This window comes from Mesorhizobium sp. CNPSo 4661 (genome assembly GCF_057784215.1).
Genome location: NZ_JBWGIO010000018.1, coordinates 51,426 through 77,233 on the forward strand (window position 1 = coordinate 51,426; position 25,808 = coordinate 77,233).

Consider the following 25,808-nt stretch of genomic DNA (forward strand, 5'->3'; position numbering starts at 1 on the left):
GCAGGCCGCCTTTGGAGGGACTAGTTCGTCTTCGAATAATCCTGGCCGTACCATTTCTCCGAAAGCTTGCTCAGCGTGCCGTCCGCCTTCATCGCCTTCACGGCGTCGGCGATCTTGGCCGACAGTTCCGGATCGCCATGCTCGATGGCGATCGCCAGCGGCTCGTAGAACACCGGCTCGCCCACCTGCTTGATCGGATAGCCGGCCTTCACCGCATCGAGGATCGACGGAAGCGAGGAAACCACCGCGTCCAGCCGCACGCCGTCGCCGAGGCGCAGGTCGTCGAAGGCGGTGGTCGAGTTCTCGTAGGAATGCACTTCCTTCGGGTTGAGCTTGTACTCGAATGGCGGCGCGCCGGCGGCGTCGAGCGTCAGTTCCTTCTTGGCATAGGCTTCGAAGGTGGAGGTGCTGGTGGCGCCAACCACCTTGCCGTCGAGGTCGGCAAGCGTCTTGGCCTTGCTGTCCTTGTGCACGGCGACCGCCGCCGGCGTGTAGTAGTATACTGCCGGGAAATCGAAGATCTCGGCGCGCTTCTTGGTCGGCGTCATTGAACCGACATGCATGTCCCAACGCCCCGCCCAGTTGCCTGCCGTGATGATGTCCCAGCCGGGTGTGACGAACTCGACTTTGACGCCGAGATGCTTGCCGATCTCCTTGGCGACGTCGACGTCGAAACCGTCGAGCTCATTGTTGGCATTCATGAAGGATTGCGGCGCCCAATTAGCGTCTGTCGCAACCTTGAGCGTGCCGGCTGAAGTCACGCGGTCGAGCACAGCCCCGGCGTGGGCGGGATATGCGCCAAGCGCAAGCGCCACAGCGGCCATCGTCAGCTGTCGTCTGTTCCAGAATGTCATGTCTCTATTCCCCTGTTGTTGTTCAGTTCCATGCGGTCACGACCTTCTGTCTGGTCATGACCCGCAATTTCGTGCTGGCCGGGCCGGCGTGCTCCCCCAAAAAGCATGCGGATTTAGCGACGGGCTGGCCGCTCCGGTCTTCCGATGCCGCGGAGGATGTTTGCCGTTCCCCTTCCCCCGATCACAGGGAAAGCCGGCGCTGTCAGCCATGAGAGGCAACTCCCTTCGTCCGACCGGCGCCCGACAGGAAGTCGCCCATCACGGCGGCAACTTGGGCCGGTGCCTCGATCAGGATCGAATGGCGAAGCCCGGGCAGGATGGCGAGCTCGGAGCCCTGCACCTGTTCGTGCATCAGCCGCGCCATGCGCGGGCTGGAGCCCTGGTCGTCCTCGCCGGTCACGATCAGCGTCGGGCAGGTGATGCGATCGAGGATGCCGCCGAAATCGGTTTCGGCCAGAACCCGGTAGGCGGCGGCATAACAGTCACGGTCGTTCTCGGCGTCGCGCCCGCGCAGCTCGGCGATGATCTCCGGGTTCCGGTCCTGGAAATCCTCCGTCAGCCAGCGCGACAGCGAGGCGGCGTGATGCGCCGAGGCGTCGCTCGCCATCAGCGCCGCCAGCCGGCCGCGCACCGCCTGCCGCTCCTCGGGCGTACGGCCGGCGACGGTCGACAAAAGCACCAGTTTTTCCAGCCGCTCGGCATGCGTCAGCGCAAGCCGCTGCGCGATAAGGCCACCCAGCGAAAACCCGGCCAGATTGAAAGTCGAAAACCCCAGATGATCGGCCAGCGCCAGCGTCTCGCCGACGAAATCGTCGATCTCGTAGCGGCCCTTGACCCGGCTGGAGCGGCCATGGCCGCGCAGGTCGAAGGTGAGCACCGCGAAGTGGTTCTTCAACCGGTCGGCCACGCCATTCCAGGCTTCGAGATAGGAACCGACGCCGTGGATGCAGACCAGCGGCACGCCGCCCTCGCCCTCGAGACGCCAGTTGAGCAGCACGCCTTCGACGTCGAGCTGGCCCGAGCGCGCCATGGTCACGCCCTCGCTGCCTGGCGCGCCTTGTCGCGCTCGCGCGCGGCAAAGATCGGCATCACCTCGTCGACCCACAGCTTGATCGTCTTCTTCTGCAGTTCGAACGGCAGGTTGAACGTGAGGCCGAGGCAATATTGATCGACGCCCGCCGCCTCATAGTCGAGCAGTTTCTCGATCACCTCGTCCGGCGTGCCGAACATGAGGTTGCGACGGATGTTTTCGGGATTGTAGTTGTCCTTACCCTTGACGCTCTCGTAGGGCACCGCTTCGGGGAAGCCGTTGTTCACAGTGCCTATGTTCTGGAACAAGTTCTCGAAGGCGCGGCCGTAGTCGATGGCATGCCCAACCGCCACCTCCCAATCCTGTTCCAGTTCGTAGACGCAGGTGCGGCGCTGCATCATCAGGCGCGGACGTGGCACCTCCGGATGATCGGCGACGGCCTTGCGGAATTTCTCGCCGAGCACAGCGATCTCGGCCGCCGGCGCCGACAAGGGCGTCGACAGGATCGAGGCGCCGATGCCGACCGCCCAATCGAATGTGCCGGGATCGCGCGCCGCGACCCAGATCGGCGGATGCGGCCTCTGCAGCGGCTTCGGCACACCGGCGGCTAAAGGAAACTTCCAATAGTGCCCGTCATGGGCATAATCCTCGGCCCACAGTTTCTTCACGGCCGGAACCAGTTCCTTCAGATAGGCGATGCCTTCCTGCTGCGGCATGCCGCCTGCCATGCGGTCGAACTCATACTGGTAGGAACCGCGCGCGATGCCGAACTCCAGCCGCCCGCCGGTCAGGTGGTCGCAAAGCGCGGCCTCGCCCGCCAGCCGGATCGGGCTCCAATAGGGCGCGACCAGCGTCGAGGTGCCGAGCCTTATCTGCTCGGTGTGCTGGGCCAGCCAGGTCAGCGTCATCAGCGGATTGGGCGAGATCGTGCATTCGATCGTGTGGTGCTCCGCCGTCCATAGCGTCTCGAAGCCGCCCTCGTCGGCCATGCGCGCGAGTTCCAGCAGATTGCTCTTCACCCTTTCCATCGGGATGTCGGGCGAGAAGCGCTCCATGGTCAGCGATACGGCGAATTTCATGTCGGTCTCCCGGTCGTTGCGTCGGGTTATGGTCAGCGAAGGCGGATGACGAACGGGTCCTGCATGGCGCCCGAATAGTCGATCACGACGTTCTTCAAGCGCGAGAACTCCTCCATGGCGTCGAAGCCGCCGCGCCGCCCGTAGCCGCTCTCCTTGAAGCCGCCATTGGCGGACATGAAGGAGGACGCGCGATAGGTGTTGATCCAGACCGTGCCGGCCTCGACATTCCTGGCGAAGCGCAGGGCGCGGTTGATATCGCGTGTCCAAATGCCGGAGGCGAGCCCATAGCGTGTGTCGTTGGCGAGCCGGATCATCTCGTCTTCCGACGAGAACGGAATGACGCCGACGACGGGACCGAACAGCTCCTCCTGCATGAACTCCATGCCGTTGTCGGCATCGGTCATGACGGTCGGTTCGAAATACCAGCCGCCCGCGAGCTCGTCCGCCTGCGGCCGCTTGCCGCCGGCCGCGATCCGGGCGCCCTGGCGCACGCCCGAGGCGACATAGGTTTCCACCTTGGCAAGCTGCGCCGACAGCGCCAGCGGGCCGATGTCGGTGTCCTCCTGCATCGGCAACCCGACCCGAACGCGACGGGTGCGCTCGACCAGCGCCTCGACGAAGCGGTCATAGGCGCTCGCCTCGACAAAGCAACGCGAGCCGGCGACGCAGGTCTGGCCCGCGGCCGCGAAGACACCGGACACGACGCCGTTGACGGCATGCTCGATATCGACGTCGCCGAAGACGACATGGGGTGACTTGCCGCCGAGCTCCATCGAACAGGGGATGAGGTTCTCCGCCGCGTTGGCGGCAATCCGGCGCCCGGTTCCGGTCGAGCCGGTGAAGACGAATTTGGCGATGCCTGGATGCCGGGTCAGCGCGTCGCCCGCCACGGCGCCGGTGCCGGTCACCACGTTGACGACGCCGGCGGGAAACCCGGCCTCCATGATCAACTCGGCCAGGGCGAGCGTCGAAGCCGAGGCGTGCTCGGACGGCTTGACGACCACCGTGTTGCCGAGCGCCAGGCATGGCGCCAGCGTGCCGGTGAGCAGCATCAGCGGCGAATTCCACGGCGTGATCATGCCGACAACGCCGATCGGCTCGCGCAGATTGAAATTCAGCATGTCGAGCTTGTTGACGGGAATGGTGTCGCCGAGCAGCTTGTCGGCCATGCCGGCGAAGTAGGTGTAGCTGTCGGGCATGGCGCGCATCTGCGCCCGCATCTCCTTGAGCAGCTTGCCATTGTCGCGCGTTTCGATCAGCGCGAGCTCGTCGGCGTTTTCCAGCACCAGCTCCGCCAGCCGGCGGACGAGCTTGCCGCGGTCGGTCTGGGTCATGCGCCGCCAGGCCGGATTGACGAACGCGGCTCGAGCTGCCTCGACGGCCGCCCCAACATCCTCGGCGTCGGCCTCGGCAAACCGGTACCAGGGCTTGCCGGTGGTCGGGTCGAAGCTGTCGATATATTGCCCCTGCTTCGGCGCTACGAACGCGCCGTCGATGAACAGGTCCTGGCGTGAGCCTTCGAGCGATCCGACCGTCGTTTTCATGCTGTCAGTCCTGCGTGGATCATCATTCGGACGCGGCCTGCGTCCACGATTGCGACTGGCCGTCGATCATGGCGACGCGGCCGCCGTCGCCGGTGTCCATGTAGATGCCGAAGCGCTTGTCCTGGCGCTCGCGCGCATAGCGGCGCAGCATGGCGCGCAGCTCGTGCGTGGTGATCTTTTCGTAGGGCAGCGCATCGACGGCAAAAAAGGCGTGACCGTCCGGCAGTGCGGCTTCAGTGCTCTCACGGTTGAGCTCGGCGCGGTAGATCAGGTAGCCGGGATCGCTATCGGCGACGTCGAACACCGAATAGAGGAAGGTGTTTTCAGGAACGAGGCTCAACGCCTCGCCTCCATCGAGGACGAGCCGGCTGTCGGCCTTGCGGCGCTGCGCGGTCGGCAGCACCCAGCCGCCCTTGCCGTCGCCGCGCAGAAGGATGTGGTTCCCCGCTTCGACCAGATAGCCGATGATCATGTCCTGCGAGGCCAGCCAACCGGCCGGCAGCGGATCCTTCACGCTGGCGTAGCGGCCGCGGCAGAAGCCGAGCGGCGCCGACGGGCTGGTTCCGAAGGCCTGGACCCGGCCGATCAGGATGATGTGATCGCCGGCCTCGATGCGGTTGTGAACGGTGCAGTCGAACCAAGTCAGGCTGTCGGTGAGGACCGGCGCGCCGGTGTGCGCGCGGTCATGTTTGACCGACTGGAATTTGTCGGCCGACTTCGAGGCGAACGCCGACGAGACATCCACCTGCCCCTCATGCAGGAAATTGACCGCGAAGGACTGCGTTTCGTTGAAGGCCGGAAAGCTCGCCGCCGACTTGCCGACGCAGACCAGGAGCAGCGGCGGGTCGAGCGAAACTGAGGTGAAGGAATTGGCGGTCATGCCACGCGGATTGCCGTCGCGATCGCGCGTGGTGATGACGGTAACCCCGGTGACGAAGGTGCCGAAGGCACGACGCAAAGCGATCGGGTCGATCGTCCTTTGTGCCACCGCGTCCGCCATTGCTTCCTCCATTGTGCGGGATGGAAGCTAGGCAGGTGCCGGCACCGGTTCTTCCTCCGATCTGTAGGAAAGACTTCGCGACAGGCTGCTGCCATCCCGAGCAAGCACGAGCGCGACGAGCCCGTGCCCGGCGCGGATGCGATGTGGCGGCAGCGATCTTGAGATGGAGTGGTTTGATGCATGTCGCCCAGAAGTGTGCAGCGGTTCTGGGACAACGACATGCATCAAAACAAAGACTTAAAGCGCGTCGCCTGAATCCGGTTCAGCGCGACGCGCTTTGGCGGGCTGCCGGCACGCGGCTGTCGATGATGCCGCTGAGGCGGATTGCCAGCTCGACCGCGAAGCGTTGTTCGGGCGTGTCGAGCTTGATCCCGAATAGTTCCTCCATGCGTGACAGGCGATAGCGCAAGGTGGTGACATGCAGCCCGATGGCGTCGGCGCAGGCCTGGCTGCGGCAGCCTTCGCGCAGATAGGCGAACAGGGTGTCCAGATAGGGCGTGCCGTGCTCGCGGTCATGCGCGATCAGCGCGCCGACGCTTTTGTCGACGAAGTTGCGCACGTCGGGCACGTCGGCGGCGGCGACCAGCATCGGCAGCGGACCGAAGTCCTGGCCGGCGAAGACGCCGGTGCGTCCGAAGGAACGGCCGATGCGGATCATGCGGCGGCAACGGTCCCACGCGGTCGGATAATCGGCCAGCGAGGTGCACACTTCAGAACCCAGGATCGCCGGCTCACGCTCGAAATAGCGGCCAAGCTCTGAGGCTATTTTGTTGAGCAACTTCCCCACGCGTATGCCGTCCTGCCCGATATCGTCTGCGACGAGACAGACAAGGCCGCCTTCAACGGCGATAACGGTGCCGGCCACGCCTGTCTGTTCCAGCAGCCGGACCAGGGCATGATGCGGATCGGCGCCGCTGCCGTCCTTCGCCGCATCGGCGTAGTCGACGACGATCAGCCTTTGCGGCGCCGTCAGGTCGACGCCCAAGCGGCGGGCGCGGTTGACGATATCGGCCTCATCGCGCCAGCGGCGCTCCACGACCTCCAGGAAAAGCTCGGTCAGCGACCTGGTCTCGAAGCGGAAGCGGACGAAGCTGCGCATCATCTGCACGCTGAGCGCGAATTTAGCGCTGTCCAGCAGCATCTGGTCGAGTTGGCCGGACTGCTGCGGCGTCGGAAAAATCATCAGCGCGCCAACCACTTCGTCATCGATGGTAAGCGGCTCGATACGCACCGAAAGCCTGAGCCGGTGCTTGCCGTCGTCGACGAACAGCGTCTCGTTCTGGCGCGCTTCGGGCGCACCGCGCGCGACCTTGACGATCTGCCGGTTGAGCGGACCGGCCACGGCCTGCTGCCAGGACGCTGCATCGAAGTGCGCTTCGCTCGGCGAGCGACCGGCGACGATCAGATTGGCGTGGAAATCGATGACCACGACCGGATTGGGTAAGAGCTCGCCGACCTTGTCGGCGAGCGCGGCAACTGCCCCTTCCGACAGCGCCTGCTGCAAAAGCGTGGTGTGCGCCAGCAGGGCACGCTGCAGTCGCTCGCCGGCCTGCTTCTCCTGACGCAGGCGATGCTGCTTCTCCACCGCGATCTCGCCGAGATGCACGATCATGCCGATGAAGGCGATATCCTCGGCGCTCACCTCGGTGATTTCGCGCGAGACCACCGTCAGCACCATCGGCCGGCCGTCCTCGTCGACGCAGTTCATCGGCATGACGAGAACGCTGCGATAGTCGCGCTCGAACGCCTCGCGGCGATAGCCGGGAAACTCCTCGGATACACGCGCGTCCCTGATATAGACGGGCTCGTTGCGATTGAGCGCGACGATCGACGGACTGGTCGCAAGTTCCCAGCGGTCCGGCAATGTACGTTGAATGAGCGTCGGGTCGTGGCGCACGATGACATAGGCGTGGCCATGCGGCGCATCGATGCTCATGATCGAGCCCAGCGTCCATTTGGCATGGCGGCAGGCGGCCAGCACGAGGTCGCGCAGCACGGATTGGAGATCGCCACCCGAATTGATGAGGCTGGCGGCGTCCCGCAAAGAGAGAATTTGCGATTGGTGGTCCACGCCCGGTCTTCCGCCTCGCGAAGAGCCAATTTAAGCCGTCGCGGATATACAAACGCTACACCGCTTCCAAGCGGGGCGCACGCCGATTCTTCCTACGAACCGGAGGAATACCTCTCTGCCGGGCCTTACTAGGCTGGCCTTCCACCAACAGGGCGTGAAAATCATGGAATTGCGAAAAGTCTGCACCTTCATCGAGGAAGTGCATATCGAAGGCGGCAAGGCGGGAGCCAGGCCGGTAACCTCGATCGTTGTCGCGGCCGTCCTGCGCAATCCATGGGCCGGGCGCGGCTTCGTCGAGAATTTGCGGCCGGAGATCGTGGCCATCGCGCCTCGGCTGGGGCACGAGCTTACGCATCGCCTGCTCGGGCTTATGCCGGCAGAGCGTGTCGAGAGCTATGGCAAGGCAGCGGCCGTTGGGGTGGCAGGCGAGATCGAGCACGCGTCGGCCATGATCCACACGCTGCGCTTCGGCAATGTCTTCCGCGACGCGGTCGGCGGCACGACCTATCTCGAATTCTGCAACACGCGCAACGCGCCGGGCGCCCTGCTGTCGCTGCCGATGATGCACAAGAGCGAGAACGGCCGCCGCTCGCATTTCATCACCGCCAATTTCCAGATAGCCGACGGCCCGGCCGCCGACGAGATCGTCGTGGCCATCGGCGCCGCCGACGGCGGCCGCGTCCACCCGCGGATTGCCGACCGTTTTCAGGACATGAAAGAGATGGAGCAGGAGACCGCTGGATAACGTTGTACGCGACACGTTCGCTTTGTTGTTGATGATGTCCGCTTCAGGAACATGCAAAGCCGGCTTCAACGGCCGAGATTGAGGCGCAGAGAAGCCATGTCCGGTCTGGTGGAACCGAATGCTGTCGAAGTCATGAAGCGTGATCTCATGCCGCTTTGCCGTCTGATCACGCCGAATCTCATTGAACTGGCGGTGCTGGCCGGCTCGGAATTGGCCGTCAACGACGAAGAAGCGCTGCGGCAGGGAAGGCGATTGCTTGCGGCCGGGCCGCGGCACTGCTCATCAAGGGCGGACATGCGGCGGGGGCAACATCAACAGACATGCTGTTGACATCCGACGGGGAACCGGTTCGTTTCGACATGCTCCGGCTTGCCGGTTCGATGCGCGGGACGGGCTGCATGCTGGCCAGCGCGATCGCCGCGCATCAGGCCAAGGCGAAGTCGATTGAAAGCAGCGTGCGAGACAGCAAACGATTTGTGTTCGAGCAGTTTTTGAAGAGCTCAATCGAATAACCTGCGGCTGCCCGACTATTCATAGCGCGCGTCCTCGGCTACATGCACTATTGCGGGGTTCCCGCGTTCTTTTGCCGGCGAGATCTGACCGCCTCCAGCAGTTCGCGTTCGCTGGTGTGAGCATTTCGATAAATTGCCACAACCATCACCGCCAGAATTTCGGCGTCCGGGTCCAAGGGATCGAGCCGTTCATCCGCGCAAACCTGATTGAAGACGCGTTCGCAAACAGCCAGATCGAGAGGGCTAAGACAGGTGCGATTGAAACGCTGACGCAGCATTTGAGCGAACCTTTCAGGGTCCGCCGTCCGTGCTTTGCGGCGGGCTTGTATCACTGAAGCTCGAGCGATGGTATTGCTCGCAATCTTATTGCCGTACTAATCAATACATCACGATTATGGTATTGGTATTCCTAGAATCTGGGCGTACTCGCGAGATCTGTATTGCCCGGATGTCATCAGTTGGTAATAGTCTTGCCGCTTGTTTTCCGGTACGTGAAAACCCCGCCGGAAATCCGCCGCCTCTTTTGGGGTTCTGGTGCAGCCGAGTTTGCTGGCGCTGACTTTCAAACTCGCCAGCGAGCATCCGAGCTTTGCCGCAATATCTTTCAAGGGTTCGTTGTTAAAGTACCCATCGAGAATGATCTTCCGGCGAGCTTCTCCTTTCAGCTTTGCGTTCATTTCGTGGTCTCCTCAACTACGCTTTCACGATGCCAGATTCTATACGCATGAGGTTGAAGAGTGTCGTTAGCTCCGCATCCAGAAACTTATCTCGGAATGCATTTCTTACTGCCGCCCAGCATGGGACAGCTTCTGTGGACTCCAGCCCCACCGGTCTTGCCAGATGCCTAGCGCACACCACATGATTGAGGATGGGCGCGGGCATACCGGATTCGGATATGGCACCCTGCGATGGACGCTAAGAAACAGGACGAGGCGCGTGCGCGGCAGTCGCCGGAACGTGATCGACGTCGTTGGCCGCGCGAAGCTCAACCTGACGAAGCAGACTGTGAGGTTGCAACCTCACTTCCGCCGGCGCTCAAACCCTTGCCGTTTTCAACGCGCGAACTGGCGCCGCCGGATCAGTTTGCCGCCTGGCAGGCACTCATGGCACCGCTTGTCGAGGTCAAGTTGGCGGATGACAAATCGCGCGAAGATGGCTTTCCCGCAGACCATGTGACCTGGAACCTCGGCGGCATGCTGATTGTCCAACAGCGCGCGCCGGCGCATAGCTATCTGCGTTCTTCCGCAAAGCTTCGGTCCAGCTCGATCGATCACTGGTATATCGCCTTGCTACGGAATGGCCGGTCGTGGACGGAGGTCGATCGCCGCGTTGCGGAAAACCAGCCAGGCAAATTGGAGATCAGATCGCTTGGCTACCCGTTTCGCGGCAGGACAACGGAATCCGAAAGCCTGTTTGTCTATTTGCCGCGTGATCTGTTCGCCCAGGCGACGGCGACCCTGGACGCAAAGAACAATTCAATTCTGTCCGGCAACTTTGCCAACCTCTTGCTCGACTACGTCAACAGCATCGAAGCCAGGCTGAGCAGTCTCACGGCTGATGATCTGCCTCGTATCGTGCACGCAACACGCAGCATGATCACTGCCTGCCTCTCGCCCCAGGCGGACCAATCGGCAGCCACCGAACAATTGGCGAGCGTCGCGCTGATGGAGCGAGCGCGCCGATACGTCCACAACAATCTGGACGCGGCTCATCTGACCCCGGATTCGATGTGCCGGGCGCTCGGCGTATCGCGCTCTCGTCTCTATCAGTTGTTCGAACCGAGCGGTGGTGTTCTCCACTACATACAAAGTCGCCGACTTCTGGCCGCCCATGTTGCGCTTAGCGATTCGGCGGACAGCCGGCGCATTGCCGATATTGCGGAAGCCGTGGGGTTTAGTTCGGGGGCCAATTTCAGCCGGGCATTCAGCAAGGAATTCGGTTACAGCCCGCGCGAGGTCCGAAGTTCCACGGGGTTGCCCCACCCCACCTCCTCTGTCTCGCCTGCCGAACATGAGAAGGCCCCATCCTTTGAAGGTTGGCTAAAGGCGCTCGGCAGTTGATTCGGGATTGGGCGATGGCTGGGATGGCGCGCTCGAAACAGGCTTGCCGGCCCGCGCAGCCAGTCCCGCCTTACGAATCACAATATTTTGAATCACGTCCGCCGTGCGCTCTTTAGAATGGCCAAATTTGCGGCAATTCCGGTTGTCAACGAACTGTGACTATTAACCATTGTCGATAATACAACGCCAGTCACTGCGGAGCTTACATCGTAACTGCGTCGCACATGCCACTTGTTGAGAACGCGCGTTGAAAGTTTGCCAAGTTCGACAGTCATGCTATTTCCAGACTGGGGGACGCACATTGACACCGCCTATGGAGGTGACACTTGCATCCAAAGGCGTCAGGCGCCGGCAAGGAGAGTAAGGGGGCACCCGCTAGCGTCCCACGTGCCGACGAATCGCTTCTCGCCGACCTCTTGTCGAACACCGCCGATCTCGTGTCGTTCTATGACCGCGACTTCCGCCTGACGCACTACGCAGCCAGTCTCAAAGACATCTACGGAGGCGCAGTGACGCCGGGTGCCGCCATTTGGGAGGTCTACCCTGGCTTCCTCGATGCGAGGTGTCGCGACGAATTTCTTCGTGTGTTCCAGGGCGGCTCTCCGGCAAACATTGAATTGCCGCCATCGTCAGGCGAGGCTCCCCGGTCCGTTTTCGTCTTCGGCTCTGCAAATGGTGTAGGCATCATCGAATCGCGGCAGCATGGCAGGCGGAGTGCGGCGGAGGAGCAGGAACATGTAATTCTGCTCCATCAGGCGACGCACGACGTGCTGACCGGGCTGGAGAACAGGCGGCGTTTCGGCGAGCGGCTGCAGCAGGCGCTGACCGCCGTCGGCGGATCAAAGCCGAAAGCTGCCCTGCTGCAAATCGACCTCGACGACTTCAAGGCGGTCAATGACACGCTCGGCCATGGAGCGGGCGACACGCTCCTTCAACTCGCAGCAGGCCGAATCCGCGACGCGCTGCGGGACGGCGAATCGGCGTATCGGTATGCCGGCGATGAGTTCGCTGTCATCCAATTGGGAAAGGCGCAGCCTGAGGAAGCAGAGCGCCTCGCCGGATCGCTGGTGGATGCGTTCAAGGAGCCGTTCGTCATCAACGGCATTCCCGTCTTCGTCGGCTCGAGCATCGGAATTGCGTTCGGGCCGGAGCACGGGACCGATGGCGAACAGCTGATGAAAGCCGCCGACATTGCTCTTTACGCGGCCAAGACGGATGGGCGCGGTTGCGCTCGAACGTTCAACCGTTCGATGCTGCTCCTGCTCGAGCAACGCGAGAATCTGCGGCGCAGCCTTCGAACGGCGCTGGAACGGGACGAGCTCTACCTTGAATATCAGCCGCTCATTCGGCCGCCTTCGTTGGTGATCGGTTTTGAAGCGCTGCTGCGGTGGCGGCACCCCGAGGTCGGGATCATTCGGCCCGGCGTGTTCATACCGATCGCCGAAGCCGACGGGCTGATGGACGAGATTGGACGATGGGTGATTGAGGAAGCCTGTCGCCAGGCGTTGACCTGGCCTTCCTCGCTTACGGTCGCCGTTAACCTGTCGCCGGCTCAGTTCCTTAGCGGTTCGCTGACCGACACTGTCGCTCAGATCATCGACGCCGTTGGAATCCGGGCCGAGCGGCTTGAGCTTGAGATAACCGAAACGGTACTTCTCGAGAAGACGGTCGACAATATCGATACGTTGAATACGCTGAATGTGCTCGGAATACGAATTTCGCTAGACGATTTCGGCACCTACTATTCGTCGCTGAGCTACCTTAAGAACTTTCCCTTCGACACCTTGAAGATCGATCAGTACTTCATCGCGGACTTGGAGACGGATCTCAAAAGCCAGACGATCGTGCGATCGATCATAAATCTGGCGCACGGCCTGGGAATAAGCGTCACCGCCGAGGGGGTGGAGACGTCAGCCCAGGCGCGGTGGCTGATCAACGAGAATTGCGATTGCCTGCAAGGCAATTTCCTGGGACTGCCGCTCGGAGCCGAGCCAACCAGGGATTTCATCAGGCGGTCGCCGCGGAAGGTGCTGCGGGCAATGGAGGAATCAAATCGGGCGCTTTAGCGCCTTGCACCCTTTGTTAACGATGAAGTCGAGATTTGTAGAAACGTTCGAGGTAGATACCGCGCAATTCTAACGTCAGTGCGAGACTGGTTCATCCAAGGGCCGCAGCGAAGTCTTCCGCCTCGGAGGCTGTCGCCGCATCGGTGCTCGAATACGGATGAATAGGGAGGATGCCGATGGGAGCTGTTCATCACGACCTGACCGGCGAGCCGACCTTCGAGCCGATGATCCAGATCGACATGGAAATGAACGCTTTTGTCTCCACCTGGAGGCACTGCGACTATGTCTCGACCTATATGGCCCGGATGATCGGGCAAAACAGGTCCGATTCGGTCCGCCACTCAAATCTCTTTTCCTCCGCCTTCAACGAATTGCTGGAGGTCGCCTTTCGCACGCGCCATACCGACGGCGAACTGGCATGCAGGGTGTCCCGTCAAGGCGCGACGGACAGGATCGAGCTGACATTTCCATGCGTGCCGGAGGAACGCCGGTTCTACGGGGAAGCCGTGGCGCAGGTCGCGGGGTCCGAAGCCAGGGAGCGATATCTCAACTCCGTATCCGGGGATCTAGCGCCCACTCGGGAGATCCTGCTCCTCGAACTGGGCGTCGACTACGACGCGACACTCAAGGTAGAGGAAGCCGACGGCGATGCGATCAAGCTTGTCGTGGATATTCCGCTTGAGGGCTTATAAAATTGCGCCCCGACAGCCTCCTCCCGCGTTTCAAGGCGCATTACGACGCCAACAATCAGGAGTTCTCCATATCGGGGGTCGTCCGGCCCCAGGCGATCGATGAGCTTGCGCCCAGCATAGCCTTGCTCCGCGATGCGATCGGCCGTGTGCGCGGCGTTCTTTACATCAATGTCAGACGCCTGACGCAGATGAACAACGCTGCATTTCATGCCTTTTCGAGGATCATTCTTGACACCTGCCGCGCTCGACCGGATTTGAAATTCGTCGTCGTCACCTCAAGCGTCGTTGGATGGACGTCACGGAAATTTGGTCACTTGAACGCGATCGAGCCGAACATAGAGGTCGCGGAGTACGACACCCAATTCTATCCGGGGCAGGGCTTCCTCGAGGAAGGCGGCTTCGTTCCCATCCTGCGTACGCAGACAAAGATGACCTGGCGCCACGAGCGCGCAATCTTGCCGCGACACGGCATGAAACCCGGCATCGTCATGGCCGACATCTGTTGCGGGATCGGTGATTTCGCCGTGCTTGTGCAGAAGGAATTCCAGCCATCGCGGATCGTCGCCCTGGACCACTCCATGTCCAGCCTCGCCTATGCCCGACAGGTGATGCGGGAGTTCGATATCCGCGGCATCGAATATACCTATGGCGATGCGTCGGAAATGCTGCTCGACGAAGCGCAGTTCGACTTGGTCACCTGCCGGCATTCCCTTCAGATCTTCAACCGACCCGAACTCATCCTCAAGGAACTCTATCGCATCTGCAAACCGGGCGGCCGGGTCTACATCACCAACGAGAAGAATTCGCATTGCCTTGGCGAGCCTCGCGCCGAAAGCATTCGCTGGACCTACAACGAGGTGGCGAAGCTGTTTGCGCACTTTGAGATGGACGTCGAGCTTGGACCGAAGAGTCGGCGATACCTGGTCGAAGCCGGATTCGAAGATATACGGGTCGAGACCTTCATGGTCACCAACCTGGACGGCGATCCGCAGGACTTCGCCGATGTCATCGCGGCCTGGGCGGATGTCTATGCGGGCGAGATGGCGGCCAGACGCGGCGATGGCCCGGAATTCGTCGCACGGTTCCGGCGGGGCTTTCAGGACCACATTTTCGCTGCGCTTCACCCCAAGGGTTACGCGGGCTGGCCGATCTGGGTGGCCTCGGGGCGAAGACCACAATGAAAGCCGACAATGAGCAGACGCCGCGTTTCGGCCTGCGCTCCTTTCGGGCGAAATTTGTATTGGTCGTTGGCGGCGCCGTGCTGTTCGACCTCCTGCTGAGCGGTGGGCTGGCGCTTTGGAATGTCCAAAAGCTGTCGCGCGATGCAACGTCGGAGGTCGGTGAAGGCCTGACGACCGCGAACCAGGAATACATTCGTTCCTATGCCGACTCGACGGCGTCGAGTGTGGACCTGCTGCTCGATCGGGTTCATGGCGACGTGAAAGCGCTCGCCGGCGTGCTGCAGGCCCAGATCGACGATCCGGCGAGACAGCAACAGGTCGGAACGACGCTTGCGCATGAAGAGCCGGGTTCCGTGAAGGTCGTCTACGACGCGAAGGGGAATTGGGCGCAGAACCTGCCGGGCGCGCCTTCTGTGATCAGCGTCTGGGGCTACCTGCTGAGCGCCGACCACACTCCGCTGCCAGGCGTTCAAAAAGAGATAGAAGACAGTACCGTGATCGATCTCGTCGCGCCGACTCTCATGGCGAGCGGACCGTCCAAGCTGCAGATGTACTATATCGGCCCGAAAGAGCGACCAATCTTCAGGACGGTGCCGTATACGGACCAGGCACAGACCTTCGACCGGCTCTATCCAGGCCATAACAAGGCGGAGTTCTGGGAGTTCTTCTTTCCAGGGATCTATGGGTCCTGGCAGCAATGGGCCAGGGATCCGGCTTCCCGCCCCGTCCCTGACGATATTACCCAGACGGCACCCTACACCGATGCCATCACCGGCAAGCTGATCGTCAGCTTCTTCCACCCGCTATGGACGCGCGATCGCACCGGCATCGCCGGTACGGCGGGGGCGGATATAACCCTCGACCAGCTTGCGGAAGTCGTCGAGCGCGTGAAGATCGCCGATACCGGCTTCGGCTTCCTGACGATGTCGACTGGGAACGTGGTCGCGATCAATCCGTCGGGCCAGGCGATTATCGGCCTGAGGTCATCGAGCGATGCCGGCACGCAGGGCGTAACTGGCCTGGAGAGGTCCCTGCGGGGAAGCACGCAGCCGGCCATCGCGTCGCTGCCCCTGGACCGGAACAATGATGGTGTCATTCAGCACATTACGCTCGACAACAACGGCGAACGCGTTCCCTACATTGTAGTCCTCAAGACATTGAAGCCGACCAATCTATGGAGTTCGGGGCCGATCAAGTCCGAAGCCATGTCGGTCGGCATCGTCGTTCCCGAACGAGAGATCTACGCGTCCCTGTTCGCCGCACAGGAGAGCATTTCGCGCGCGACCAACCGTATCCTGCTCTTTCAGATAGGCGCGATCATCGTTTCGCTTCTGATCGTCTTTGCGGCCGTGCTCGGAATTTCCAAGCGGATCACCGCGGGCCTGAGGGCGCTTGCCAGCGCCGCTCAGCGACTGCAGTCCAAGGATTACTCCGTGCGGGTTAACATTCCAACGCGCGACGAGGTTGGAGCGGCTGGGATTGCGTTCAACCGCATGGCCGAAGAGATCAGCTTTCACACTGAAAACCTCGAGCAGCTCGTCGACGAACGAACCAGAGAACTCGGCGACGCAAATCAGGAGATATCCGCGCTCAACGAAAAGCTGCGCGACGAAAACGTCCGCCTCGGTGCCGAGCTCGCGGTTGCCAGGCACATCCAGATGATGGTTCTGCCGAAGCCAGTCGAACTCGAAGCGATCCCGGGACTGGAGATCGCAGCCTATATGCGGCCAGCGGACGAGGTCGGTGGCGACTACTACGACGTCCTGCAGAACGGATCACGGGTCAAGATCGGCATTGGCGACGTGACAGGCCATGGTCTCGAGAGCGGTGTACTGATGCTGATGGTCCAATCCGTCGCACGCGCGCTGCAGGAGACCAACGAGGGGGATCCGCACCGGTTTCTGGATCGGCTGAACAGAGCGATCTACAAGAACATCGAGCGGACGAAGACCGATAAGCATCTCTCGCTGGCCTTCCTTGACTTCGAGGACGAGCAGGTGACGCTCTCCGGCCAGCACGAGGACGTGCTGGTCATGCGCGCAGATGGGGAAGTCGAGCGCATCGATACGATTGATCTGGGTCTGCCGGTCGGTCTGGAGAATGACATCTCGCCGTTCATTGCCACGCGCGATATCCCATTCGGGAGCGGCGACGTGATCGTGCTGCACACCGACGGCGTGACCGAGGCGGAAGACCAGGAGAGAAAGATGTTCGGGTTCGAGCGCCTCCGCCAGAGCGTGGAAGACCGTCACGGCAGGAGCGCGGAGGAAATCAAAGCCGGTATCATCGAGGATCTGATGGCTCATATCGGCATCCAGAAGATCCACGACGACATTACCCTTGTGATCATAAGGCGCACATAGGAATGACAACGCTGTTCGGTACCCCTGACATTGCAATCGGGATGAAAGAGAGCATCAGTCGGGTGCGGCTGTTCGACGGGCCTCTCGATTTGAGTTGGCGTCATTGTGCCACCACATCTGACTTCATCGCCGATCTTTTCGCGTTGCGCTTTCAGTCGTCCCGCAATGACTACGTGGAGATGCGGCACAGCATCGGGTATCTGGTCAACGAGCTCATTGAAAATGCCGTCAAGTTTCGCGCGCCGGGCGAAATCGTGATCGAGGCGTCGATGGATTCGGACTCCTTCAAGCTCAAAGTCTCGAACGATGTCGACGGCGAGAACGCGTCCGAATTCCAAAGTCTCCTGGCGGACATCACGGTTGGCGACCCCAGGGATCGGCTGATACAGCGAATTGAAGCGAATGCTGCGAACCCCGACGTCGCAGGCTCCGGTCTCGGATTGCTGACGCTGATGAGCGACTATGGCGCACGCTTGGCCTGGATATTCAGCTCCGCCGACGAAAGCGATCGGATTTGCTTGGAAACCTATGCCTCCATTCCGATCTCGCAAACGCAAAACTAGATGAAACGAAGCCACATTATGGAAATCAAGACAGACGACTACCGGGTGTGGGTTGAAGGAAGCGAAATTTTTTTCGACGGCGCGATGCGGCTTGCCAGTTCCGAGGCCGGTGCGCCTGTCACGGCCTTGACGGCCAGCGTTCTTGCCTCGAACCCATCCTCCATCACGCTCAATTTAAAGGACCTTCAGTTTCTCAACTCCTCCGGCATCAATCTGCTGGCGAAATTTACCATCGAGGTGCGCAAGCATCCCGACGTTAGACTCATCGTGCGTGGAACGCCCGACATACCCTGGCAGTCGAAATCATTGCCGAATCTGAAGAAGCTGCATCCTGCTGTAGTGCTTCTGATGGACTAACCCGGTCGTCCGAAAACCGACCAAGGGCCGAAACCAGAGCGCGGTCCCCAGCGAGATATGTACGCCAAGATAAGTAAATGGATGCGAGGCTAACGACAATCCGGCCGCGATCGAAGATGCTTGCAACGGCTCGGCGGGGGCTCGGCACAGGCGGCAGGCGTCCAGGTTGGGGGGATGTGGCGCTGCCTGTGCCGATACGCCGTCGCTGCCCGGTCCAAAGGTGGCGTCATTGAGTAAGCGTGCCAAGTTCAATGGCGGCCGGCTGGAGTTCATTCCGCCGCAGTTAGCGAGTCGGGTCCAGCAGCCTCCCCAAGACGAGGGATGGGTTCACGAGATCGATTTTGACGGTTACCGAACGCAGGTCATCATCGATAAGGGCGGCATACGTCTTTACAGCAAGAACGGCCGCGACTGGACCGCGAAATACTGGGCCATCGCGCTGGCTGTCGATCTGCCATGCCAGGCTGCCATTATCGACGGCGAGGTCATCGTACCAGGTGAGCAGGGCGGCGCCGATTGCGCTGCGCTGGAAGCCGCGATTTGGTACGAGCCGAACCGGCTGGCGTTCGTTGCGTTCGACATCCTCCATCTCGACGGCCGCGATCTGGCCTCCTTGCCCCTGCTGCGGCGCAAGCAGACGCTGTGTCGCCTGGTTGGGGCGGGCCTTGGCAAAGTCCAGTACAGCCAACATTTCGAGGCCAGCGCGCTGGCGATCTCCCACGCCGTCGCGAAGACCAGGCTCGAGAACATTGTCTCGAAGCGCGCCGATGGCCACTACAGGAGCGGACCATCGAGCACATGGCTGAAAGCCAAGTATTTCCAGGAAGCCGATTTCTGAGCATCAACGACCGCTTTTGGGCGCGAAGCGGACATCCGCAAGCTTAGGCATGCTTTGCCAGCCCGGCGATCTTCGGACGATCCGGAGGGCCAGGCGGACTGATTAGCACGGCCGATCTCACGTCTTTAACATCGTCGAACGAAGAAGAGCCTGTATTTGTTCCGGCAGGTCGAGCTCACCGCGCGCCTCGATCTCTAAAAGATATCGGGCCTTGGCAAGACGATCGCCTTCGATGACCGCAGGATAAGCGCAGATAGCTAGCAGCGCCCTCTCCTCCTCTCGGTCGGCTTGGTCATAGTCGCGGCTGCTGCAACCCATTTCGCGGACGGCCTTGCCAAACGCGGCGTATGCTGTCACGTGCGCCTGAATCAATGCCCGCAGTTTGGGCGCTACTCGTTCTCGGTGCGGCTCTGCGTGAGCCGCTGCCGACACCATGGAGGCGAAAATGCCGCTGCTGGAGTGGAAGAGCAAGGCGCGGCGGTTGATACTGGACGTGGCGACTTTCTCCCCTTGATTTGATGGCAAGCCCGGTTGGTGTTCATTGGCATCGTAACATGACGGCTCGCGCATTCATGTCAGGATGGATAGTCCCATTATCTAACTTGGCGCCGCCGCCTCTGGACGCGCTCCCTTCCCGGCTACAGCCCCTGCCGGTCTCGCCAGCGCGCGTTCGCTGCCGCGTACGGCCGATGCGCCGTTCGCATCCCGGCGCCCTGATCGTGGCAGCCCTCAGACACAATCCAGAAACACACCAGAAAAACTCCAGAAATCGTTAAGGCGTAGAATTGAGTGGAGGGTCAGTTCATCGGCTGCTGCACTGCGGCAGCACTTGCTCGGGTTTGCGACAAGGCGATGCAAAGGGTCTCGATCAGCTTGATGGGTGCGTCGCTCGGCATTTTGCTCATCACGGCCGCGGTTGGAGTATCCGACGCAAAGGTGGCGATTACCCGGGCTGAGCGCTGCAGCAATCTCAGCCGTCAAGTTGATGAAGCCCTCGAAACCCATGCCGCAGCAACGCAGGTCGCCGCGGCGAAGGCGCTTCAAAGAAAGGGAAACCGGTACTGCGCCAAGAAGAAGGAGGCGCAGGGAATCCGAATGCTCGCGAACGCTTTGAAGTTGCTTGGAGTGACACCGGTCGATCCGATCGAGTGACACTTAAAAAACCGACCCGCAAAGAAGGAAATGAAACAATGAAAAAGTCCCTCATCTCCGCTCTCGGTCTTGCGTTTGCGCTGACTGTCTCGATGCCGATTCTCGACGTCAGTACTGCCGATGCTGCCACCAAGCCGGCCGCCCCCGCGGCGACCGCAACCACCACCGCGCCGGCCTCAGATGCTATGACGAAGAAAAAGCCAGTCAAAAAGCACGTCGTGAAGGCCTGCAAGGTGACGAAGAAGCACAAGTGCCCAGCGAAGCACAAGAAGCACGCCGCGAAGAAGGCCGCCCCCAAGAAGGCCTACTAAATTCTGCTGTTACAAAGGCCGTCCCAACTCCGGCATTTACGTGGACGGCCTTTTTCTTGCACCCGCCGCCATCCTACACCGCCCGATGCGACCTTGGTGTCCTGGTGCCGCGCGCTGTTCCGTCGTGGCAGCCACGGAGCCTTGCGCTGGTGCGCTCTGGTTGAATGTTGGCCGGCTCTTTTCGTCGGCGAGAACACCGAACTACCCGAGAGTTTGGCTCGCCAGAGCATAGGCCTTCGGCACAGCGGGGCCGCCGGCAACAAAATCGGCGAGACGCTTGCCCAACGACATGGTCAGCACCGTGTCGAAGACCGGCATTGCGGCGTGCGAGAGGAAGGCGGCGAACTCTCCGTTGGCCATATGGGTGTCGACCCGAAGGAAGGACCCCGAATGGTCGGCCACATGCAGCCGGACGATAGCCACGGCGTCGGCATCGTTTTCGGCCACGACCGGCCCCACGACATGGCCCCGCCCGAACGGCCGGCACAGCGCGAAAGCGCTCAGTTGGTTCCCTTTGAAAAGCCCATAGCCGACCGAATGCGCGAACAGCTTTTCAATGAGCGCTGTTCGCCTCACGCCAAATCCCGCCGCGTCGAGCGCGATCGCTGACGGAATATCGCTTGTGTCCAAAGTCCGGATATCGCCGCGCGGCTCCGCCGGACGGCCCGTTGCCGGCACGCGGGCGACGCCCTGGCATTGATAAACGGTCTTCTCCGGCTGGAAGTCGAGCGAGAGATAAAGCCGCCGAGCAGCACGCGTCGCGTTGAGACGCAGATCGCGCCCGGGGATCCTGTCGAAGACCCGCTTCATCAGCCATTGCGCCGCCCCCTGTGTCTGAAGGCGCGGCGAGGTGATGACCATACCGACGGTCGCGAAACCGGCGCCATGCCCGAACCACATGGCCGAACCCAGAACCCGGCCGATCTCGTCGAGCGCCACGAAGCCCTGTCCCGTTTCGCGCAGGAATTGCCAGTCCTCAGCCCGATGCGGCCAACCCACTGATAGCGAGAGCGCGTGCAACCGGTCCAGTTCGACACCCTCGATGTCGGCGATCCGCATTGAAAAGGCATCGATTTTCAAGCTTCCGGACAGCTTCAATTTCATGCCTCTGAAAGGTCGCGAAAAGGGTGACATATAATGGCCGCCCTGCCCCTGCCAACGCTAGACAACCATACCGGTACGATTTGCTTGAAAGCCACGCACCAACGCAAGATTCAACTGAAACACTTCCGCTTTCGGCATGCAATCGCGAAAGAAGGCGCACATCCTCGCCGGAATTGTTGCAGCATACGGTCGACGGCACCAATCCCGGCGCACCCAGATGCTTTGAGGGCTGGAAATGGACGTCTTCGACATCCTCGACCGTCTCGTCGCCTTTCCATCGGTTGCCGGCAAGCCGAACGGCGACATCGCAGGGTGGATCGGGGCCTACCTCGCGGGATACGGAATAAAGGTCACCCTGCTTCCAGGGCCGGAAGGCGACCGCTCCAATCTTTTCGCAACGATCGGCCCTGCCCACGTCCCGGGCTACATCCTGTCCGGCCACATGGACGTCGTTCCCGCTGGCGAGCCGCAATGGACCTCTGCTCCTTTCACGTTGCGGCGGGAGGGCGAGCGGCTCTATGGACGCGGCACCACCGACATGAAGGGATTTCTTGCCGCCGCGCTCGCGGCCGTACCTCATATGGCCGGGCAGCGCCTCGCCAGACCGATCCACCTTGCCTTCTCCTACGACGAGGAGGTAGGTTGCCGCGGCGTGCCGCATCTGATCGCGCGCCTTCACGAACTATGCGCCAAGCCACTCGGCGTCATCGTCGGCGAGCCGAGCGGCATGCGCGCCGTGCGCGGCCACAAGGGCAAGGCGGCCGCCCGCGTGACCATCCACGGGCGCACCGGCCATTCCTCACGGCCCGATCTCGGGCTCAACGCGATCCACGCCATGGCCGATGTGCTGAGCGCGGCCGTCAGCGAAGCCGAGCGGCTGACGCACGGTCCGTTCGATTCTGCCTTCGAGCCGACCTATTCCTCGCTGCAGGCGGGTGTGATTGCAGGTGGACAGTCGGTCAACATCATTCCCGATATCTGCACTCTGGATCTGGAGGCGCGCGCCATTCCCGGTGTCGACCCAGCCAGCCTGCTTGCGCTCGTCAAAGCCAGGGCCGAGGCCATTGCGGCAGACGGCTTTAAGATCGAATGGACGCCGATCAGCGCCTATCCCGCGCTATCGCTACTGCAGGACGCAACACTGGCGGCACTGCTGCCTGAGTTGACCGGCGAAGCAACACTTGCCGCCGTCAGCTACGGCACGGAAGCCGGGCTCTACCAGGCCGCCGGACTCGACGCGATCATTTGCGGCCCCGGCGACATCGGCCGCGCCCACAAGCCGGACGAATACATTCTCGCCAGCGAACTCACCTCCTGCCAGCGGATGATCGAGGCGCTTGGCGCCCATTGCGCGGCCTGAAGGGGAACCGTAATGACGTTCCTGTTCAATTCCGATGCGCGGCGCGGCGCGGTCTTCGCCGAGGCCTTCGCCAAGGAATTGCCCGATCTCCCCTTCGCCATGGACGCCACGACCGTCGATCCCGACGCCGTACGCTATCTCATCACCTGGACCGCACCAGAAGACCTCGCGCGCTACAGGAACCTGGAGATCCTGTTTTCCATTGGCGCCGGCGTCGACCAGTTCCGCCTCGATACCTTCCCGGAGCAAGTGAAGATCGTGCGCATGGTCGAGGAAGGCATCGTGCGCATGATGCAGGAATATGTGACGCTGGCCGTGCTCGCGCTCCACCGTAACCTGCCGGCCTATCTTGCTCGGCAGCGCGCCGGCCAATGGCGCGAAATCCCGCAGCTCCAAGCCGGGTCGCGCCGCATCGGCGTGCTCGGCCTCGGGCAACTCGGCCAGGCTGTCCTCGACCGGCTGAAGCCCTTCGGCTTCCCCCTCGCCGGCTGGAGCCGCTCGCCGCGGCGGATTGACGGCGTGACGTGCCATCATGGTGAGCCCGGGCTGGAGCAGATGCTCGCGACCAGCGACATACTGGTCTGCCTGCTGCCGCTGACAGAGGATACGCGCGGCTTCCTCGATGCCGGCCTGTTCGCGAAACTGCCCGAAGGCGCAGCGCTCGTTCACACGGGCCGGGGGCCGCAGCTCGACCACGCCGCGCTCGTCGCTGCACTCGACCGCGACCACCTTTCAGCGGCGATGATCGACGTCACCGATCCCGAACCGCTGTCCGCGGGGCATCAATTCTGGTCGCACCCGAAGGTCATCCTGACCCCGCATATCGCGAGCGTCACCCAGCCCGCGACCGCCGCGCGCGCCGTCATCGACAACATCAGGCGCCACCGCGCCGGGCTCGATCCCATCGGGCTCGTCGACCGGTCGCGCGGTTATTGAAATCCAACCAGAAAGGCCATCCTTTGTCCCTGCTCAAAACCGTCGACACCAACCCAGCCTTCCCGCCGCGCGAATCCAGGGCCTTGCCCGAGCGGCTGATTGCCGGTGACCCCGCCTTCAAGACCTGGGCACAGGACGTCGCCAAGGACGACCTCGTCCATACCGGCGTCTGGGAGGCGACCCCGGGCGAGACGCGCTCCATCAAGGGTGAGACTTTCGAGTTCTGCCACATCCTCGCCGGCGTGATTGAAATCACGCCCGATGGTGGCGAGGCAATGACCTACCGCGCCGGCGACAGCTTCGTGATGAAGCCTGGCTTCACCGGTGTCTGGAAGACCATTGAAACAGTGCGCAAGATCTACGTCACCGTGGGATGACGGGATCCGAGCGAGGCGCTGACCCTCGCGGAAGATTTTGCCGTCCCTCGCATTCGGCACGCAACATTCGTCGGCGGCGGGTCATCGAACAGCGCATGCTGCGCGCCAGCCCGCGTTAGGCTCAGGCAGATGCTGCTGAGTGATTGCCCATGAGCCTGAGCTTCAATCCGGACACGGTCCCCCTCCCCATTGGCCATTTCGTCGGCGGAGAGCTGATCACGGCCGAGGGGGCGATCGAGATGCGGCGCCCGTCCGACGGCAAGGCTTATGCCGCCTGTCCAGTGGCAGACCTTGATATTGTCGATCGGGCGGTGGAAAGCGCCAGGGCGGCGCTGAAGGCCAGCAACTGGGGCGGCGTTCGGCCGCGCGAGCGCACCAGGGCGCTCCAGACCTGGGCCGACCTGATCGAGGCGGAAGCCGAAACGCTAGCGAAAATCGAGGCGCTGTGCTCGACGCGGCCCGTCGGCCAGCTTGTCGCCGGCGACATTGCCATAACCGCCGAGCAGATCCGCTTTTTTGCCGAGTTCGCCGACAAGGAGGGCAGCGGGCTTGTGCCCACCGACGATGCCACCCTTGGCATGATCATGAGCGAGCCCTATGGCGTGGTCGGCGCGATCACGCCCTGGAATTTTCCCATCTCGATGGCCGGATGGAAGCTTGGCCCGGCGCTCGCCGCCGGCAATGCGGTCGTGCTGAAGCCATCTGAAATGACGCCGTTTTCGGCTGTCTATATGGCGCAGCTCGCCGTCAGGGCCGGCCTGCCGGCCGGGCTGATCAACGTGGTGCTCGGCGACGGTCCGATGACCGGCACGGCGCTGACCGGCCATCCCGAGATCGCCAAGGTCTCATTCACCGGCTCAACTCGCGCCGGTGCGGCGATCATGGAGAATGTCGCCCGCACCGGCGTCAAGCCGATGACGCTGGAACTCGGCGGCAAGAGCCCGCAGATCGTCTTTGCCGATGCCGATCTCGACAAGGCGGCGACGGCGATCGCTGGCAGCGTCACCTTCAACGCCGGCCAGGCCTGTGTCGCCGGCACGCGCCTGATCGTCGAGAGGAGCGTGGCCGACAGGCTGACGGCCGCCATCGTGGATAAGATGAAAGCGGTGCGGCCCAGCCCGACTTGGGACGAGGCGACGCAGTATTCGCCTGTTATCTCGGAACGGCAGCGGGCGCGTGTCGATAGCATCGTGCGGGCCGCGATCGAGGCCGGCGGCGAATGCCTGACCGGCGGCGGCGCCATGGACAATCCCGGCTATTTCTACGAGCCAACGCTGATCGCCAATGTCGACCAGGCCAATCCGGCGATCGTCGAGGAGATCTTCGGCCCGGTCCTGACTGTCCAGACCTTCGAGACCGAGGACGAGGCGCTGGCATTGTCCAGCCATCCGACCTACGGACTGGCTTCCGGCCTGTTCACTTCCGACCTGTCCCGTACGATCCGCTTGGCACGCAGGCTCGAAGCGGGCACGGTCTGGGTCAACCGTTACAGCCGCTCGCGGGACCATATTCTGCCCACCGGCGGCTACAAGCGCTCCGGCATCGGCAAGGACCTTGGCCGCGAAGCCTATCTCGCCAATCGCAGGACCAAGAGCGTCCTGATCAGCCTGTGA

General features: G+C 62.1%; 25 protein-coding genes and 1 pseudogene. 16 read left to right on the top strand and 10 right to left on the bottom strand.

Annotated elements, in window-relative coordinates:
- Window positions 1–20 precede the first annotated feature (20 nt).
- The 6 genes from AC0YKC_RS25680 to AC0YKC_RS25705 all read right to left on the bottom strand — a co-directional run bounded on the left by AC0YKC_RS25680 (window position 21) and on the right by AC0YKC_RS25705 (window position 7,578).
- Window positions 21–854, bottom strand: coding sequence for a transporter substrate-binding domain-containing protein (locus AC0YKC_RS25680; RefSeq protein WP_434723593.1), 834 nt, complete (start codon window positions 852–854; stop codon window positions 21–23).
- A gap of 202 nt (window positions 855–1,056) precedes the next feature.
- Window positions 1,057–1,884: an alpha/beta fold hydrolase gene (locus tag AC0YKC_RS25685; protein WP_320293779.1), complete on the bottom strand. Its 828-nt coding sequence runs from the start codon at window positions 1,882–1,884 to the stop codon at window positions 1,057–1,059.
- A gap of 2 nt (window positions 1,885–1,886) precedes the next feature.
- Window positions 1,887–2,963, bottom strand: coding sequence for an LLM class flavin-dependent oxidoreductase (locus AC0YKC_RS25690; protein WP_488513101.1), 1,077 nt, complete (start codon window positions 2,961–2,963; stop codon window positions 1,887–1,889).
- Between the two features lie 32 nt (window positions 2,964–2,995).
- Window positions 2,996–4,507 (bottom strand): aldehyde dehydrogenase, encoded by a 1,512-nt coding sequence (locus AC0YKC_RS25695; RefSeq protein ID WP_488513102.1) that lies wholly within the window; start codon window positions 4,505–4,507, stop codon window positions 2,996–2,998.
- 22 nt (window positions 4,508–4,529) lie between these two features.
- Window positions 4,530–5,507, bottom strand: coding sequence for a flavin reductase (locus AC0YKC_RS25700; protein ID WP_488513103.1), 978 nt, complete (start codon window positions 5,505–5,507; stop codon window positions 4,530–4,532).
- Window positions 5,508–5,769: 262 nt separating this feature from the next.
- On the bottom strand, window positions 5,770–7,578 hold the full coding sequence (locus tag AC0YKC_RS25705; RefSeq protein ID WP_488513104.1) for a helix-turn-helix domain-containing protein: 1,809 nt from the start codon (window positions 7,576–7,578) through the stop codon (window positions 5,770–5,772).
- 163 nt (window positions 7,579–7,741) lie between these two features.
- Between AC0YKC_RS25705 and AC0YKC_RS25710 the strand changes: the two genes are divergently transcribed.
- Entirely contained in the window at window positions 7,742–8,323 is a 582-nt protein-coding gene (locus tag AC0YKC_RS25710) for an amino acid synthesis family protein (protein ID WP_488513105.1), read from the top strand.
- Between the two features lie 147 nt (window positions 8,324–8,470).
- Window positions 8,471–8,835: pseudogene (locus AC0YKC_RS25715) on the top strand (bifunctional hydroxymethylpyrimidine kinase/phosphomethylpyrimidine kinase).
- Between the two features lie 47 nt (window positions 8,836–8,882).
- On the opposite strand, the gene AC0YKC_RS25720 reads toward AC0YKC_RS25715, so the two are convergent.
- Window positions 8,883–9,113, bottom strand: coding sequence for a hypothetical protein (locus tag AC0YKC_RS25720; RefSeq protein ID WP_320293692.1), 231 nt, complete (start codon window positions 9,111–9,113; stop codon window positions 8,883–8,885).
- A 114-nt stretch (window positions 9,114–9,227) separates the two neighbouring features.
- Window positions 9,228–9,512: a hypothetical protein gene (locus AC0YKC_RS25725; protein WP_488513106.1), complete on the bottom strand. Its 285-nt coding sequence runs from the start codon at window positions 9,510–9,512 to the stop codon at window positions 9,228–9,230.
- A 231-nt stretch (window positions 9,513–9,743) separates the two neighbouring features.
- Between AC0YKC_RS25725 and AC0YKC_RS25730 the strand changes: the two genes are divergently transcribed.
- From AC0YKC_RS25730 to AC0YKC_RS25765, 8 genes are all read left to right on the top strand, one after another.
- Window positions 9,744–10,895 (top strand): helix-turn-helix domain-containing protein, encoded by a 1,152-nt coding sequence (locus AC0YKC_RS25730; protein WP_488513107.1) that lies wholly within the window; start codon window positions 9,744–9,746, stop codon window positions 10,893–10,895.
- A 416-nt stretch (window positions 10,896–11,311) separates the two neighbouring features.
- Window positions 11,312–12,961, top strand: a complete 1,650-nt coding sequence (locus AC0YKC_RS25735; protein WP_488513161.1) for a putative bifunctional diguanylate cyclase/phosphodiesterase — start codon at window positions 11,312–11,314, stop codon at window positions 12,959–12,961.
- 176 nt (window positions 12,962–13,137) lie between these two features.
- On the top strand, window positions 13,138–13,653 hold the full coding sequence (locus AC0YKC_RS25740; protein ID WP_488513108.1) for a ubiquinone biosynthesis methyltransferase UbiE: 516 nt from the start codon (window positions 13,138–13,140) through the stop codon (window positions 13,651–13,653).
- Window positions 13,654–13,655: 2 nt separating this feature from the next.
- Window positions 13,656–14,834, top strand: coding sequence for a methyltransferase domain-containing protein (locus tag AC0YKC_RS25745; protein ID WP_488513109.1), 1,179 nt, complete (start codon window positions 13,656–13,658; stop codon window positions 14,832–14,834).
- Window positions 14,831–17,197: a SpoIIE family protein phosphatase gene (locus AC0YKC_RS25750; protein ID WP_488513110.1), complete on the top strand. Its 2,367-nt coding sequence runs from the start codon at window positions 14,831–14,833 to the stop codon at window positions 17,195–17,197. The genes AC0YKC_RS25745 and AC0YKC_RS25750 overlap by 4 nt, the downstream gene beginning before the upstream one ends.
- Before the next feature lie 2 nt (window positions 17,198–17,199).
- Complete coding sequence (locus tag AC0YKC_RS25755; RefSeq protein WP_320293685.1) at window positions 17,200–17,760, top strand: slr1658 superfamily regulator; 561 nt, start codon at window positions 17,200–17,202, stop codon at window positions 17,758–17,760.
- Window positions 17,761–17,778: 18 nt separating this feature from the next.
- The gene (locus AC0YKC_RS25760) at window positions 17,779–18,117 is read left to right on the top strand and encodes a slr1659 superfamily regulator (protein WP_488513111.1); all 339 of its coding nucleotides are present in this window, start codon (window positions 17,779–17,781) and stop codon (window positions 18,115–18,117) included.
- Between the two features lie 229 nt (window positions 18,118–18,346).
- Complete coding sequence (locus AC0YKC_RS25765) at window positions 18,347–18,955, top strand: ATP-dependent DNA ligase (protein WP_320293683.1); 609 nt, start codon at window positions 18,347–18,349, stop codon at window positions 18,953–18,955.
- A 117-nt stretch (window positions 18,956–19,072) separates the two neighbouring features.
- Here the strand turns inward: AC0YKC_RS25765 and AC0YKC_RS25770 are convergent, their stop codons facing one another.
- The gene (locus AC0YKC_RS25770) at window positions 19,073–19,525 is read right to left on the bottom strand and encodes a hypothetical protein (protein WP_320293682.1); all 453 of its coding nucleotides are present in this window, start codon (window positions 19,523–19,525) and stop codon (window positions 19,073–19,075) included.
- 282 nt (window positions 19,526–19,807) lie between these two features.
- Here AC0YKC_RS25770 and AC0YKC_RS25775 point away from each other — a divergent pair, with 282 nt between their 5' ends.
- Both AC0YKC_RS25775 and AC0YKC_RS25780 read left to right on the top strand, forming a co-directional pair.
- On the top strand, window positions 19,808–20,107 hold the full coding sequence (locus AC0YKC_RS25775) for a hypothetical protein (RefSeq protein ID WP_434725752.1): 300 nt from the start codon (window positions 19,808–19,810) through the stop codon (window positions 20,105–20,107).
- A gap of 38 nt (window positions 20,108–20,145) precedes the next feature.
- Window positions 20,146–20,418, top strand: a complete 273-nt coding sequence (locus tag AC0YKC_RS25780; protein WP_434723598.1) for a hypothetical protein — start codon at window positions 20,146–20,148, stop codon at window positions 20,416–20,418.
- A 201-nt stretch (window positions 20,419–20,619) separates the two neighbouring features.
- Here the strand turns inward: AC0YKC_RS25780 and AC0YKC_RS25785 are convergent, their stop codons facing one another.
- Window positions 20,620–21,522 (bottom strand): GNAT family N-acetyltransferase, encoded by a 903-nt coding sequence (locus AC0YKC_RS25785; protein WP_488513112.1) that lies wholly within the window; start codon window positions 21,520–21,522, stop codon window positions 20,620–20,622.
- A gap of 235 nt (window positions 21,523–21,757) precedes the next feature.
- On the opposite strand from AC0YKC_RS25785, the gene argE reads away from it, so the two are divergent.
- From argE to AC0YKC_RS25805, 4 genes are all read left to right on the top strand, one after another.
- On the top strand, window positions 21,758–22,882 hold the full coding sequence (argE, locus tag AC0YKC_RS25790) for an acetylornithine deacetylase (protein WP_488513113.1): 1,125 nt from the start codon (window positions 21,758–21,760) through the stop codon (window positions 22,880–22,882).
- Window positions 22,883–22,894: 12 nt separating this feature from the next.
- Entirely contained in the window at window positions 22,895–23,818 is a 924-nt protein-coding gene (locus AC0YKC_RS25795) for a 2-hydroxyacid dehydrogenase (protein ID WP_488513115.1), read from the top strand.
- 23 nt (window positions 23,819–23,841) lie between these two features.
- On the top strand, window positions 23,842–24,195 hold the full coding sequence (locus AC0YKC_RS25800) for a cupin domain-containing protein (RefSeq protein WP_488513117.1): 354 nt from the start codon (window positions 23,842–23,844) through the stop codon (window positions 24,193–24,195).
- A 149-nt stretch (window positions 24,196–24,344) separates the two neighbouring features.
- Window positions 24,345–25,808: an aldehyde dehydrogenase family protein gene (locus AC0YKC_RS25805; RefSeq protein WP_488513118.1), complete on the top strand. Its 1,464-nt coding sequence runs from the start codon at window positions 24,345–24,347 to the stop codon at window positions 25,806–25,808.